General features: G+C 53.6%; 13 protein-coding genes. 3 read left to right on the top strand and 10 right to left on the bottom strand.

Annotated elements, in window-relative coordinates:
• Positions 1 to 380 precede the first annotated feature (380 nt).
• From GCU45_RS17750 to GCU45_RS17735, 4 genes are all read right to left on the bottom strand, one after another.
• On the bottom strand, positions 381 to 1,976 hold the full coding sequence (locus GCU45_RS17750; protein WP_152399818.1) for a PTS sugar transporter: 1,596 nt from the start codon (positions 1,974 to 1,976) through the stop codon (positions 381 to 383).
• 338 nt (positions 1,977 to 2,314) lie between these two features.
• Entirely contained in the window at positions 2,315 to 3,988 is a 1,674-nt protein-coding gene (locus tag GCU45_RS17745; protein ID WP_244364131.1) for a class I adenylate-forming enzyme family protein, read from the bottom strand.
• A gap of 82 nt (positions 3,989 to 4,070) precedes the next feature.
• Positions 4,071 to 5,309 (bottom strand): beta-ketoacyl-ACP synthase II, encoded by a 1,239-nt coding sequence (fabF, locus tag GCU45_RS17740; RefSeq protein ID WP_152399817.1) that lies wholly within the window; start codon positions 5,307 to 5,309, stop codon positions 4,071 to 4,073.
• A 60-nt stretch (positions 5,310 to 5,369) separates the two neighbouring features.
• A complete protein-coding gene (locus GCU45_RS17735; RefSeq protein WP_152399816.1) occupies positions 5,370 to 5,831 on the bottom strand; it encodes an acyl-CoA thioesterase in 462 nt (153 codons plus the stop codon).
• A gap of 265 nt (positions 5,832 to 6,096) precedes the next feature.
• Here GCU45_RS17735 and GCU45_RS17730 point away from each other — a divergent pair, with 265 nt between their 5' ends.
• Complete coding sequence (locus GCU45_RS17730) at positions 6,097 to 7,980, top strand: S-layer homology domain-containing protein (protein WP_152399815.1); 1,884 nt, start codon at positions 6,097 to 6,099, stop codon at positions 7,978 to 7,980.
• A 42-nt stretch (positions 7,981 to 8,022) separates the two neighbouring features.
• Here the strand turns inward: GCU45_RS17730 and GCU45_RS17725 are convergent, their stop codons facing one another.
• The 6 genes from GCU45_RS17725 to GCU45_RS17700 all read right to left on the bottom strand — a co-directional run bounded on the left by GCU45_RS17725 (position 8,023) and on the right by GCU45_RS17700 (position 12,077).
• Positions 8,023 to 8,805 carry a GNAT family N-acetyltransferase gene (locus GCU45_RS17725; RefSeq protein ID WP_152399814.1) on the bottom strand — a complete coding sequence of 261 codons (783 nt, stop codon included), beginning with the start codon at positions 8,803 to 8,805 and terminating at the stop codon, positions 8,023 to 8,025.
• 147 nt (positions 8,806 to 8,952) lie between these two features.
• The gene (locus GCU45_RS17720; protein ID WP_152399813.1) at positions 8,953 to 9,321 is read right to left on the bottom strand and encodes an LSm family protein; all 369 of its coding nucleotides are present in this window, start codon (positions 9,319 to 9,321) and stop codon (positions 8,953 to 8,955) included.
• 17 nt (positions 9,322 to 9,338) lie between these two features.
• Positions 9,339 to 10,085 (bottom strand): class I SAM-dependent methyltransferase, encoded by a 747-nt coding sequence (locus GCU45_RS17715; RefSeq protein WP_152399812.1) that lies wholly within the window; start codon positions 10,083 to 10,085, stop codon positions 9,339 to 9,341.
• A 162-nt stretch (positions 10,086 to 10,247) separates the two neighbouring features.
• A complete protein-coding gene (locus GCU45_RS17710; protein WP_244364129.1) occupies positions 10,248 to 10,604 on the bottom strand; it encodes a hypothetical protein in 357 nt (118 codons plus the stop codon).
• 222 nt (positions 10,605 to 10,826) lie between these two features.
• Positions 10,827 to 11,408, bottom strand: coding sequence for a hypothetical protein (locus tag GCU45_RS17705; protein WP_152399811.1), 582 nt, complete (start codon positions 11,406 to 11,408; stop codon positions 10,827 to 10,829).
• A 9-nt stretch (positions 11,409 to 11,417) separates the two neighbouring features.
• The gene (locus tag GCU45_RS17700) at positions 11,418 to 12,077 is read right to left on the bottom strand and encodes a cobalamin B12-binding domain-containing protein (protein WP_152399810.1); all 660 of its coding nucleotides are present in this window, start codon (positions 12,075 to 12,077) and stop codon (positions 11,418 to 11,420) included.
• Positions 12,078 to 12,325: 248 nt separating this feature from the next.
• Here GCU45_RS17700 and GCU45_RS17695 point away from each other — a divergent pair, with 248 nt between their 5' ends.
• Together GCU45_RS17695 and GCU45_RS17690 are read left to right on the top strand one after the other, a co-directional pair.
• Complete coding sequence (locus GCU45_RS17695; RefSeq protein WP_076172210.1) at positions 12,326 to 12,631, top strand: antibiotic biosynthesis monooxygenase family protein; 306 nt, start codon at positions 12,326 to 12,328, stop codon at positions 12,629 to 12,631.
• On the top strand, positions 12,628 to 12,996 hold the full coding sequence (locus GCU45_RS17690; RefSeq protein WP_152399809.1) for a globin family protein: 369 nt from the start codon (positions 12,628 to 12,630) through the stop codon (positions 12,994 to 12,996). The genes GCU45_RS17695 and GCU45_RS17690 overlap by 4 nt, the downstream gene beginning before the upstream one ends.
• Positions 12,997 to 13,020 lie beyond the last annotated feature (24 nt).

Here is a 13,020-nt window from a genome sequence, read left to right as displayed (position 1 = left end):
TATGTATAATCTAAAGAGTATAGGGTGATGGTTGGGTCTATTGGTGTTCGACCGGGTGAAGAGTGAAGTTGTTTATTACATTAACAAGGGAGATGGTATGACTTGCGAAAGAGACTGGCGCTTATCATTCTGCTCATCGTAGTTGTTTTAATCATTGGATACCTTGTCGACCGTTAACTGTCTTGTCCCAAATATTTGCGAAGGAGATATAAAAGGAAAAAAGGAAAGCCCTAATCTCCTTGTAAAAGGGATTAGGGCTTCTTTCTGCTCAGTGTACTGATTACCTGCTTTACCTTCCTTGGAAGATTGCCTTCTCCGTGTTAAACCTTCCCCGATGGACCATCATTGAAATGACAACGCTGTTCCATCCTCGGCAAATGTTAGGCTGACGCCTCGATTTCCGGCTTCTGTTCGGACTTTCGGCCCGTTCTCCATGCCTTGTTCGCCACCAATGTCACCAGCATGGCCAGAATCAGCGCCACGAGCATAGCCGCGGCAAAGCCGACCACGTTGTTCGACAGAAACGGCCCCATGAAGGACGGAACATACGCCGTTCCGCGCACATTAAACAGTCCCACCAGTCCCCCGCCGACGCCGGCCGCCCCGATGGCGCCCGCGAAGACGACCTTGTTCGAGAACATAAACGGGTACGCCGCCTCGACAAAGGTGCCGAAGCCCATGTTGATCAGAAAGCCCGGCGCGGCTACCGCCGCCTCTCCCCGGTCCCGCGGAGCGATGATGTTGGCCAGGGTGATTCCCGCGGAGACCATCACGAGTCCGACCATGTCGATGGCCCCCAGGAAGCTGTTGCCGGTCTTCTCCATTTCCAGCAGGACGATCGGCAGAATCGCCGCATGATACACGCCGCCGATTATCGCCGGCCAGATCAGTAGGCCTGCAACCACGCCAGCGATGATCGGATTAAACGAAATCGCCTGATTGATGATGTATTTAATGAACTCACCGAGCTGCAGGGCGAACGGGGCGATCAAATAATACATGATCAATCCGGATATGAGGCCCGCCAATCCCCCGGCTACGATGTTGACCGTCGTCATCGGAAACTTCCACTGTACGCATTTGACGAATAAGTACTGCACCAGCAAGCCGGCGCCAATCCCGCCGATGATGCCCCCGATAATGCCGCCGTTCACCGACAGCACCCCGGCGATGACACCCGCGACGATCGACACCTCGTCCATGTCGGAAATCTGCTTGGCCGCCACGACCGCCAGCACGACCGGCAGCGCCTTGAGCATCAGATCGAACACCTCGCTGAGCCCCTTCAGCGCCGGGATCTGGCTGATCGCCAGCACGATCGCCATGGCGATGAAGCCCGGCAGCGAGGACTGCATAATGCCCTTCAAGTTGATCCGCCGCAGCGGGTTCCCTGCAGGTGCGGCGGACTTGTCCCCGGCGCTTCCGAGCACCGGGATGTATTTGATCCCCCAGTATTTGCACAGGGACGTCATAAACGAAACAGCCCGCGTCCGGTTCGTCGTCCCGGTCGTGCCCGACGTGGCGATGACGTTCGCCCCCTTGGAGCTGATCATCGCCATGGATGTTCCGCCGGTTCCCACGACGGGAATGCCCGCCTCAGCCGCGGCCTGCACCGCCTGCCGGTTGGACCCTTGCGGATCGGCGCTCATCACGATCAGCCCGTCGATGCCGCCGGACCGGATCCGGTCTGCCAGCTCCGAATCCGCTTCCGCCGCCGCCTCATTTGTATCTTTCAGCGTCCCTTCGTACCGCTTCGCCAGACGCTGCTCACCCTCATTCCATCCGTACAGCACGGCGGCGGTGTGGTCCTTGGCGACGTCCATCGATTCGGATGCGGCAATGAACTGCACGAGGCCGATGTCCACGCCTGCGCTCTGACACTGCACCTTGATCTCCCCGATCAGTTTCTCGGGATCCTTGCCGCCGAGGTTAAACAGGTTGCCTCCGCTGCTGCCTGCAATCGCTATTCGCTTCATCTCGTTCTCCTTGTTGTGTGGCTTTCATTCTTTATCTAATTACCGTATTACCATATTATAAGAGTAAAAGGTTAGACCGACAACCGTTTACCTTCAGAAAGTAGGCCTCTCTCTGGGTTACTGCTAGCACCCGTAGTTAAGCCGTATCTGTGGTTCCTCATTTCGGTTCGACGTTCGGCGGCATTTCCAACCGCCATCCACCTTCTCCTTCAGCCAAGCAGGTTCGCCTTTCCCCTATGGCTGGCCGAAGGCAGCAAAAAAAGGACACCCTGAAGGGTGCCCTTTCACCGAAGCTTATTTTTTAATAACGAACCGTAAACAACGTTTTCTGCCCATCTTTATTGTCTCTCAAACAATCCGTTCTTCTGGTCCTCTACCGCCATCTGCTTCACGACAAAATGCTTCTTCTTGCCGGTTGCGGTATACGGCAGCTCGTCAATGAACCGGTAGAAGCGCGGTTTCTTGTAATTGGCCAGCATCGGATGATCGCTGCAGTACTTGTTCAGTTCTTTGGCTGTCAGCTCCGGATCCTCCTTGATCACGTAAGCGACGATCGATTCGCCGCGCAGCTCGTCCGGCGCGCCGACGACGACCGACTCCTTCACTTTCGGATGCTGGTTCAGAATTTCCTCGATCTGCACCGGGTGGATATTTTCGCCCGAGGAGACGATCATGTCATTTTTACGGCCAACCACGGTCACGAACTCATTCTCGTCCCAGGTTCCCATGTCCCCGATGTACACCCAGCCTTTATAAAAGACCCGCTCGCTCTCATTCGGGTTGTTCACATAGGCATACGTGGATTTGCCCGGCGACTTGACGATGATCTCGCCGACTTCACTGCCATCGCGCGCCACGACCTCATCCGGTTCCGCCCGTCTGTCCGGGTAGACCTTAACGACCACGACATCGTCGTCGGTGCAGGAACGTCCGGCCGATCCCGCCATTTCCGGCAGATCGTAAGGACGGAGGAACGTGTTCCAGAATGCTTCCGACGTGCCGTAGCCATTGAAAATATTCGGCGTCAGCGTCTCCTGGAATTTGATGCAGTCCTCCCGCTCCAGCGGCGCACCCATCGTCACGATGCCTTTTAATTTGGACAGGTCCACAGGGTTTTTCTTCTGGGCGTCATAGAGCATTTTGAGCATAGGCGGCGCCCCGATCAGGAAGGTCAAGTTGTATTTCTCGGCGAGTTCCAGGCATGTTTTCGGATGGAAGTATCGAAGAATGACGATTTCGGCACCCACATACAGGGATGGAGTCGGTCCTCCGGAATGGATGCCTCCGCGGTGGAACCAAGGGCTCATATTCATCGTCTTGTCGGTAGGGTTGAGAGGAAAATGCATCGCCACGTCGTGGGCGGACAGGATGTCGTTGATGTTGTTGATTGGAACCCCTTTCGGCTGGCCGGTGGTTCCCGAGGTATACAGGCGTGTAATTTCATCGTAGATGTGGGAGGGCCGCTCGATGTCCGGGTTATGCTCCGGCTTGTCCTGCACATAATCGCTGTAGATGATGTGATCCGCAGGTGCCTCTTGATTGCCGTTCATATTGACCATCACGATCCGGCGGGGGCGGTGTTTGGCCATGGCCAGCGCCTGCTCGGCCGTTTCCTTGATTTCCGCATCGTAGATGTAGACGGCAGGCTTGCTGTCATCGAGGATGAACGCGGTTTCTCCGGGGGAGAGCTTGAAGTTGATCGGGCAGTTGATCGCGCCGATTTTCTGCGGAGCCAGGTAGCTGAACACGAATTCGGCCGAGTTGAGCAGCTGGTACACAATGACCTCATTTTTGCCGACTCCGTCTCCGAGCAGGGCATGCGAGAGGCGGTTTACTTCCCCGTTCAGCTCAGCGTAAGTCCAGGTGCGCTCCCGCACCGGATCGGTCAAGGCCGGACGCCCCGCAAACCGGTGCACGTTCCGCATAAATCCGTTGATATACGTAAAATCATTTTCAAATGTATCTTTAAACATCCGAACATCATAGGTGAATTGTTGTTCCATGGTACCCATCTAACTTCCTTCCTTCATATTTAAAATTAAACCTTTGCGAGACTTCGAAAAGCGGAACAGGGCTTCTTGCCCGTCCGCTTCGTTAATTGGTTCCTTCGTATTTCCCGACGATCAGGGACGTATTTTGTCCGCCAAAGCCAAAAGAATTGGACATCGCGATACGGACCTTCGCCGCTCTCGCCTCATTCGGCACATAATCCAGATCGCATTCCGGATCCGGCTGCTCGTGATTGAGCGTCGGCGGAACGATCCCTTCGCGGATCGCCTGAATGCAGGCAATCAGCTCCGTGACGCCGCCCGCCCCCATCAAGTGGCCGGTTGCCCCTTTGGTCGAACTGACCGGGATTCGGCCCGCCCCTTCGCCAAACACGGCTTTCAGGGATTTGGTTTCGATCCGGTCGCCAAGCGGTGTGGACGTTCCGTGCGCGTTAATATAATCCACGTCGGACGGAGTCAGCCCGGCTTGTTCCAGGGCCTGTTCCATACACCGCACTTCCCCGGCTCCTTCAGGCTCCGGCGAAGTCACGTGGTAGGCGTCCGAGCAGTTGGCGTGGGCGAGCAGCTCGGCCTTAATATCGGCTCCCCGGCTCTCGGCCGATTCGAGCCTTTCCAGAATGACCGCGCCGGCTCCCTCGCCCATCACGAACCCGTCGCGATTGAGGTCAAACGGCCGGCTCGCTTTGGCCGGATCGTCATTCCGAGTGGACAGCGCCCGGGCCGACGCCAGTCCGGCGTCCATCAGTCCGCACAGGATGGATTCCGCGCCGACGGCCACCACCGCATCCGCTTGGCCGGACTGAAGGAGCATGGATGCCATGCCAATGGCGTCCGCACCGGAAGAGCAGGCGGTGTTGACCGTATAGCTTGGGCCTTTGAAGCCATACGCGATCGAGATTTGGGCGGCAGCAATGTTGCCGAGGATTTTGGGAACCAAATACGGGCTCACGCGGGCGCTTCCCGTTCCGGTCATCTGCTCCTGCGCCGCCGCTGCCGTCGTGATGCCTCCCAGCGCCGTTCCCAGCACGATGGCCACCCGCTCGGGCTTCGCGTCGAGTTTACTGTCAGCCAGCGCCTCTTGAGCTGCCACCAGGGCAAACTGCATGAAAATATCGGTCTGTCCGGCTAACTTTTTCGGTATGTAGTCAGTGGGGTTAAACGCTTTGACTTCGGCTGCAATCTTGACCGGCAGCTCCGAGGCATCAAACCGCGTAATGCTTCCGATTCCGCTGTTTCCTTTTAAGAGATTGTCCCAATAGGCCGGCACGCCGATGCCGATCGGGGTTACGGCCCCCATACCTGTAATCACTACGCGCTCCTTCACTCAGAAAGCACCTCCTCTCTTTTTTGCCGCAAATATATATCTTCCTTGCTTGCTTGTAAATTAAGCTTGGGCCGATGGCTTGCCTGCCAACGCGCCGCTCCATGTGCTGCTGATCTGCTTCCATAACTCTGGGAAACGCTTCTCCACGTTAAAAGGAAGACCCTGGTCATCCACATACGTATGGGACGTCGTCCCCTCGCACGCCAGCTTTCCGTCCTGCTTCAGCACCTGATAGTTGAACGTCATCCGGCTCCGTGACAAGGCTGTCAGCGACGTGCGGACCGTAACGGGCTCCTCCGGGCGGAGCATTTTTTTATAATCACAATCCGCTTTCAGGCAAACCAGCGAAATGCCGTTACCATGAAAGGTTTCCATGTAAGGAAATCCGTATACGTGCATGAATCTCATGCGCCCGTTCGTGAACCAATCAAAAGCTTTGGCGTAATAGGAGATTCCCGCCGCATCGCAGTCCCCCCAGGTCACAATCATCTCCATGTCATTGCTGGGAAAAGAATCTGCCAATCTCGCTCCCTCCTTTCGCTCGTGCTATTTTTCACACTGAACATTATACTCCGATTATTAAAAATAAAAAGTAATTTGCTAACTTTTATAAGGTGGCCCACTCTTTACCTGTGATTCCAATCCACAATTGAATCCGTTGACCATTCAAGGATTGCCCTGCCGGCATGTTTTCAAACCGCGAAAATTTTGATTGAAATACGCCTGATAATCACTACAATTCAGATTAGGCTTATTGGTTATTATTTCATATTCAATTGGGGGAAATATGTTGAGAAATACGTTGATGAAAGTCCTCTCGTCCGCGGCGCTGCTCAGCGCCATCGCCGTATCCGCCGTTAGTGCGGAAACCGCCACCACCCCGTTCTCGGATATCGCCGGATCCTACGCCAAGGATGCCATTAACGAGTTAGTCGAAAAGGGCATCGTTAACGGAAAGGGCAACGGCAAGTTCGACCCTAGCGGAAAAATTGAAAGACAGGATTTTGCCATCATCCTTGCCAAGGCATTAGGTCTGGACGTTTCCAGTACACCAAAGTCGCCGACTTTCTCGGACGTACCTTCTGACAGCTATGCCTATGCTTCTGTCGAGGCCGCCGTCAAGGCGGGGCTGATCAAGGGGCAGGGAAACGGAACTTTTGGCACCGGCTCCAATTTGTCGCGCCAGGATATGGCGGTCCTGTTCGTTCGCGCTCTGGGCATCGATGCACAGGGGAAAGGCTCCATTTTAAAATTTTCCGACGCGAGCTCCATTTCTGACTATGCCAAGGATGCCGTCGCCGTAGCGGTTGGGTTCGGATTGTTCAATGGAGGCACCGACGGCAAATTTGATCCAAAAGGCGGTGCGGCAAGAGAAGAAGTGGCGCTGGTGGCGAGCCGTTTTTTTGACGCCAAGGAGATTATAGACAGCCAAACGCCGCCTTCGCAGCCGGATCCAGCTCCAACTACGCCGCCGGAACCGGCCAAGCCAGCCACTCCGACACCTCCGGCAACCTCTGTGCCATCTTCATCGGGCGGAAGCAGCAATAGCAGTGGAGGCTCTAATGGGAATAACGGCGGCAGCACGCCTAGCCAGCCGGAAACGTCAGCTCCGGCGGTTACCTTGGTGTCTTCGTCTCCACTAAATATTGGTGATCCGATCCAATTGATCAGCAGCAAAGTAGGCAAAGTGTATGTGGTGCCATATGCAGCAACTCCAACGAGCAAAACGGATCTAGAATCACTGGATGATCGGTTTAAGAGTTCAGTTCTTTACGCGAATCAGGTGACGGAAATGCAAACATCTTCGTTGACAGCCGGAGAATACAAAGTATATTTCGTAGACAACGAAGGGCGTATGTCGGCGCCGTCTGATAAAATCGTACTTCAAGATAATCCTAGGATCACCTTAACGAATGAAGAAGAATCCTCCTTCCTTTTAGGTAAGGAAGGTGCCGTTCTTAAAGATCTCACCGATAATCCTTCTAGTGCAGACAGAAATATTAACGATTGGATTCAGGTAAAGTGGCACGGTAAGTCTTTGGATATGATCTATAATTCAACGCAACACAATTTCAAAGTTTTTGAAGATGACAATCGGGTAGGCACATTAGAAGTAAGCTCTGAATCTTCCGTAATTTCTATTGAGCCTACTGAAGATGGGTTGCATATCCGGGCAAACGAAGAGGCCAATGAAACAACAAAAGCTGATTTGCGGTTTACCCTAAAGAGTTACAGTAGAGAGGAAGAAACTCAACAAGAGTTAGGTCATGTTGATTTGCCAATCCATTTTGACTTCACAGCCCCGACGGTTACTGGCGCGACATACCAAGACGGTGAATTCATTGTGACGCTGGACCAGGATTTTTATCAAGTAGAAAATTTCCCTATCAATATCCGGATCAGCTATTCCCCAAGCGGCGAATTTGGCATTAATAATGAGGTACGTGAACTTCATGATGAAGATTTCGGAGTATTACTGAGTGAAGATCCCAAGCAATTTACTATAAATCTAACCGAATCTGCGCTTAATGTTCTGCCTTTTAACGAAAACGGAAAATTCCGCCTGGTGTTCTCGGGTCTCAGAGACGAGGCGGGCAACCTGTCCGAAGAGGAAGCCCTCTATGTTAACATATCAAATGTAGACCCAAACCCCACTTCCGAAGGCGAATAACGCACACAAAAAAACGGCCAACATCCTTGGCCGTTTTTCCATTTACCCCTCCTGCCCCTCAACCTTCATCCTCAGCAGCCGGGTGCGGGTCACCATCCCTGCGCTTTCCAGCGTCCTCTTGGACGCCTCGTTGTAATACCAGCAGCCGCTGAGCGGCCGGATCCCCTGTGCATGGCACCAAGCTTTCAGCCACAAAATAATGCTTCGCCCTATTCCCTGATGGCGGTACAACTCGTTCGTAAACATGCCTATACTGGCGGTGCCGTCGATTAAGACCGAGCGCTCCACAATGCCGACTCCCAGCAGCTCACGGCCCCGATAACAGGTAAAGAGCTCTCCCTTTTGAATGCGTAATGCGACAGAACCCAGAAAGTCTCCGCATACCCGCTGGATGTCCTCCAGATCGGCAAGCTCTGCGGGACGTAACATGCCCGGGTCCGAACCTGGATCACTCGTCAGGTCTAACCCGCTGTCCTGAAAGAAATAGGCCTGCTTGGCGATAGCCATGTCATGGTCCAGTGCCAAGCTAAGCAGCAGCTCATCTCCCGTCGACACGAACACCTCACTCACCTGATGCTCTTCCAGCACCCGCCGCAGTAGAATCTGCACATGCCTCTGGTGAGGCCGGCGCAGGTAAAACTGCGTCAGCAGACTGTGATCATGAATGGCGTAATATCCTATCGACGCGTTTTCAGACAGGATGATATAAAATTGCGAGGCCAGAATATACTGCTCGTGAAAGGTATCAAACGGTGAAGACAGCCCTTTTATGTACTCCTGCAGAAGTTCTCGTATTTCTTCGATCCCACACGCTCTGGTGTCCATGCTCGAAACATCCTTTCCAACCGTCTTTTTCCTTCATTTTACATCGGCTTCCCGCTGGCCGAAACTACAAAAAAAGACCATTCCCACACGGAATGGCCTTGTGTTCCACAGAGCTCCCAGGAGGATCGCATGCTGCTCGCCCCCCCGTTAGATTTTAAAAGCCCCCATCAGCGGCATAATCATCTTCAGCATATTCATGCCCACCCGAATATTCGGGATAATCTGGCCGAACATGCCCATGAGCCCTCCGGATTGACCGTCTGCCTGGCGCTGCGCATTTCCCTGACGGCCCCCGCCAAACAAGGCGCTGAAGATGCCGGATACCTGCACTTCTTTATCCCGTGTCGGCGGGCCTGTCATCTTCGACCATCCTCTGGCTGCGGACAGTACAACCTGCCCGTTCTCAATACCCGTTACGTAGCCTACGTACTGCGTACCATCCTTGAGTACCACCCAAACCGGCTGCCCCAGCAACTGGGCCGCTTGTTTAGGATCGACAACATACTCCTGCTTCATGAATCTCACCTCGCTTTTCAGCTATCTGATCCGCCCGCCAATCCCTTGCCTCCGATCCATACCGCATAAGACAATACATCGCCGAACTCTTCATAGAACTGATGATTCCTTTGCAGCAGCTGCAGCGCTGCCGGATCGTCCAGCCACTCCATATCGAACATTTGGTATGGATCAAAGGATATGCTCACTCCCTGCTCCTGCAGCGAAGCCAAACGGTCCGAAGGAAGCCGCGCGTCCAGACTGCGGAAACCCGCCTGCTTCAATAGCTGCTCCCATTCTTCCAAGGAAGGAATGTCCCGGGCGCCGTATAGCTCCTGCGACGCTTCCTTCAGCCCCGGATGGTCCTGCTTCCGGACCATTTCCCGGTCATATAACAATCCGCCGTCCTTGAGCACGCGGTGATATTCCTTCAAGGCAGCCGGAATGTCCACAAATAAGGTAACCGATTCGACAAAAACGACATCGAACCCGCCGGCTTCAAACGGAAGTGAGGCGGCATCCGCAATCCGGAAGTCGACCTCCACCTCCATGGCCTCGGAACGCCGGCGGGCTTTTCCGATCATGCCGTGATGTACATCTACAGCGGTTACCCGGTAGCCCATTTTCGCCAAGTGACAGGCCGTTCTCCCGGTTCCGCAGCCTACCTCCAGAATATTCGCCCCGGCCGGTATGGCATCGCGCTCAAGGAGTGCCAAGGTGCTGTCAAAGCCGCCTGGATGAGCAGCCCCTTCACCCAGCGCAGCCAACATATCAAAGTACTTCAACGTTTTTCGCCTCCATCAGGCACTCCGTCCGGTCCTCGGCCCGCCATGGCGGACGGACAGGTCTCCCGTTCTCCTTTTAAAAAAAGACCCCTGCATTCCCTATCGTCTGCAGAGATCAGTTCACATCCAGCGAAGCGCCAGTATATATATCGTCTGTTCTATTTAGATGAAGAGGAACGGTATCAGGAATAATAAAGCAATGGAAGTCCAGGCCAAAGCCCCGTATCCTGGCGGGTAACCGTAGCCGTAGCCGTAGCCATAGCCGCGGCCGTAAGGACCGTATCCCGGATAGCTGGATGTCTTGGCTTTTTGCTGCAGCTCGCTTAGCTGCTTGCTGGCTTTTCCGGGGTTCGTGGATAGAATGGTCGCACGGGGAGCAGCATCGCCGAGCTCCAGTCCATGATCCGAAACTCCCTTAATCGTGCCATACACTTGCGTACCATCCTTAAGAACCGCACAAACGTGCTTACCGACATACGATCTGCACGTATCAGCCGATGGTGATTGGATCAGCATCATGCCTATTCCTCCTTCCCACTTCATTCCTTTATCCTATTCACCTGCATCCGAAGTCGAAAGGGGAATATGACCATTTATAGGGAGCCCTCGCCAGAAAGGCCTTGATGCCCATATTCTCAAAAAAATATGGTTCCCATTTTAATCAAGTCATCATGTTCCGGTTATAAAAAAAGAAACCCGCGTCTCCTAAAGACGGGGTTTCTCGTCAGCTCCTCTGCCAGTTCATCTGCCGGGCCAACGCTTGCCGGCCTGCGGATAACCTGCCGCCGCATCCTGCAGCGCCCGGTCGATCTGCTGCTTGATAATGTCCGCATAGACGGTTTGGTTCATCTCCAGCAGGCTGGGATACAGCAGATCCACCAGCTCTCGGATCGTAGTCAGCGCGGCGGAAAGTTCGCGGATCCGCATCGTCACGGCTCCCCCGCCAGAAGGGGCCTTCACCGCGGAATGTTTCCGCTCGGGCTCCTTTAAGTCCTCGTGCAGCCTATGGAGCTGCTCCGTCACCATCTGGAACTCCCGGCTCTGACAGATGCAGACGATATGTCCTGTCCCTACTTCGTCCCAGGACTGATAGACGTCAACCAAATCAAGCGGGGCGGAACGGGTCTTCATAATCAGCTCCACCTTCACATTAGCATGGGAAGGAGCAATGTAGGCCGTCGCTTTGCCCACCGAGCCCTCGTCGATCAGATCGAGCAAGGAGCCGGCTTCAGCGAATATCGCTTCGGCCTGACCGGAGGCGGTTAAAATATGATAATCCCGGTCAATGCAAAAATAAGGGACCGGTATTTGCGTCATGTCCATGGACGGTCATTACCTCACGATCTGCTGCGTCGCATCAGCGAATAAATAGGAATCGATCCAATCGTTTAATTCGAGTAACGTTGGCACAAACACTGCCTGATCGGCCAAGCCCTGATCAATTCCGTACGGTTCGATCACGCGGCCCCCAATAATGACCGCAGGACTGCCAGGCAGGCTCCCGAGCGCGTTAACATACTGCTTTAACTTGGGTAAATGATACACGATAGAGACCGAAAGGCCGATCACATCGGGCTTCCAGTGCATGGCACCAAGAAGGGCGTCCTTCAGGGGCAGATTCGGACCGTAAAACCGGGTGGCGAACCCGCGCTCTTCGAAGAGGGCCGATACCATTTTCAGACCGAAATAATGCGCTTCTTCTTCTACACACAGAAACATGCCTCTTCTTCCATTGGGCTGTTCCGGCTTCACTAGTGCGGCATACCGGGTCATCAATATTTCGCAGACGCCTGAGGCCAGATGCTCATCAGCCACCGTTATTAAATTTTGCTCCCACAACGAACCGACGTATCGCATGGCCGGCGCCAGCCACTGCTCGTAGATATACAGGCTGTTCCTGCCGGACTCAACTTGCTCCACAAGGCTGTCCCAGCATTCTTCTGTCTTTCCGCCAATCAATTGTTCAGCGAGCTGTTCCATGCCCATATTCATGCAGCGGCAGCCTCCTTTTCCGTCGGTTATAGATAACAATTTATATATCAGTCTTATATACTATCATCCATACGAACAGAAGGAAATGTAGATTCAACACAGGTTTTGTCGAATTTGACGACCTTGGGCCTGTTCCTCTACGATGAACACAAATAAAAAATGAAAGACTTGAAAACTTTGGGAGATTATACCCATGATCTTTATTATAATATAATTAGCCCTCATCTGAGAGGCAAGGAGGAACATGCATGTATATCGTTCACTCAACTGTCGTTGTCCCCGCCGATAAGGCCGACGAAGTTATCCATATTTACAACCACAGATCCAAGTTGGTGGATCGGGCCCCAGGCTTTCACTCTTTCATGCTGCTGCAGAATGAACGCAAGCCTCATGAGCTGACGGTACAAATCACTTGGGAAACCAAGGAGGACTACCTCCGCTGGGCCAGGGGGGAAGATTTCAAGCGGGTCCATGAGCTGGAGAAGCAGTACCCGGATCAGGAGCTGGCAGCGATCATCCCACAGGTCAGCAAATACAAGGTGGTCGCCCAATGAAACAAGCCGGCACTTACGAACGATTGATCGATCGGGTGACGCAGCTGATTTACGAAGCCGACCCTTCACTCATGAACCGGTACGGCGAGAAAGGAGTGCAGAAATGCAAAGATGATAATGCGCATCACATGCGTCATCTGGAAACGGCACTCGAACTTGGTGATTCACGGGTATTTAGCGATTATGCCGTTTGGCTGAATGGTATTCTGAACACTTACGGCATGGAAACGCGTACGCTGACGGATAACTTCCGATACCTTAAGCAATCTCTTTCCACAGTGGATGAATTGGACGAGCCCACCAAACGGGCCTTCGGCCAGTACCTGACCGATGCGATAAATCGGCTTGAGGCAGATCAAGATTGATTGCTTTTCAAGAATGATAACGGA

This window comes from Paenibacillus cellulositrophicus, assembly GCF_009363095.1.
In the GTDB taxonomy this organism is placed as follows: Bacteria; Bacillota; Bacilli; order Paenibacillales; family Paenibacillaceae; genus Paenibacillus_AQ; species Paenibacillus_AQ favisporus.
The sequence above is the reverse complement of the archived record's forward strand: the minus strand, read 5'-3'. Positions and strand labels throughout refer to the sequence as shown.

Bases quoted from the DNA above. Each gene is read 5' to 3' on its own strand.
- GCU45_RS17695 (WP_076172210.1), top strand. From the start codon at position 12,326: ATGTATATCGTTCACTCAACTGTCGTTGTCCCCGCCGATAAGGCCGAC.
- GCU45_RS17720 (WP_152399813.1), bottom strand. From the start codon at position 9,321: ATGAAGCAGGAGTATGTTGTCGATCCTAAACAAGCGGCCCAGTTGCTG.
- GCU45_RS17700 (WP_152399810.1), bottom strand. From the start codon at position 12,077: ATGAATATGGGCATGGAACAGCTCGCTGAACAATTGATTGGCGGAAAG.
- GCU45_RS17690 (WP_152399809.1), top strand. From the start codon at position 12,628: ATGAAACAAGCCGGCACTTACGAACGATTGATCGATCGGGTGACGCAG.
- GCU45_RS17730 (WP_152399815.1), top strand. From the start codon at position 6,097: ATGTTGAGAAATACGTTGATGAAAGTCCTCTCGTCCGCGGCGCTGCTC.
- GCU45_RS17725 (WP_152399814.1), bottom strand. From the start codon at position 8,805: ATGGACACCAGAGCGTGTGGGATCGAAGAAATACGAGAACTTCTGCAG.
- GCU45_RS17705 (WP_152399811.1), bottom strand. From the start codon at position 11,408: ATGGACATGACGCAAATACCGGTCCCTTATTTTTGCATTGACCGGGAT.
- GCU45_RS17750 (WP_152399818.1), bottom strand. From the start codon at position 1,976: ATGAAGCGAATAGCGATTGCAGGCAGCAGCGGAGGCAACCTGTTTAAC.
- GCU45_RS17745 (WP_244364131.1), bottom strand. From the start codon at position 3,988: ATGGGTACCATGGAACAACAATTCACCTATGATGTTCGGATGTTTAAA.
- GCU45_RS17710 (WP_244364129.1), bottom strand. From the start codon at position 10,604: ATGATGCTGATCCAATCACCATCGGCTGATACGTGCAGATCGTATGTC.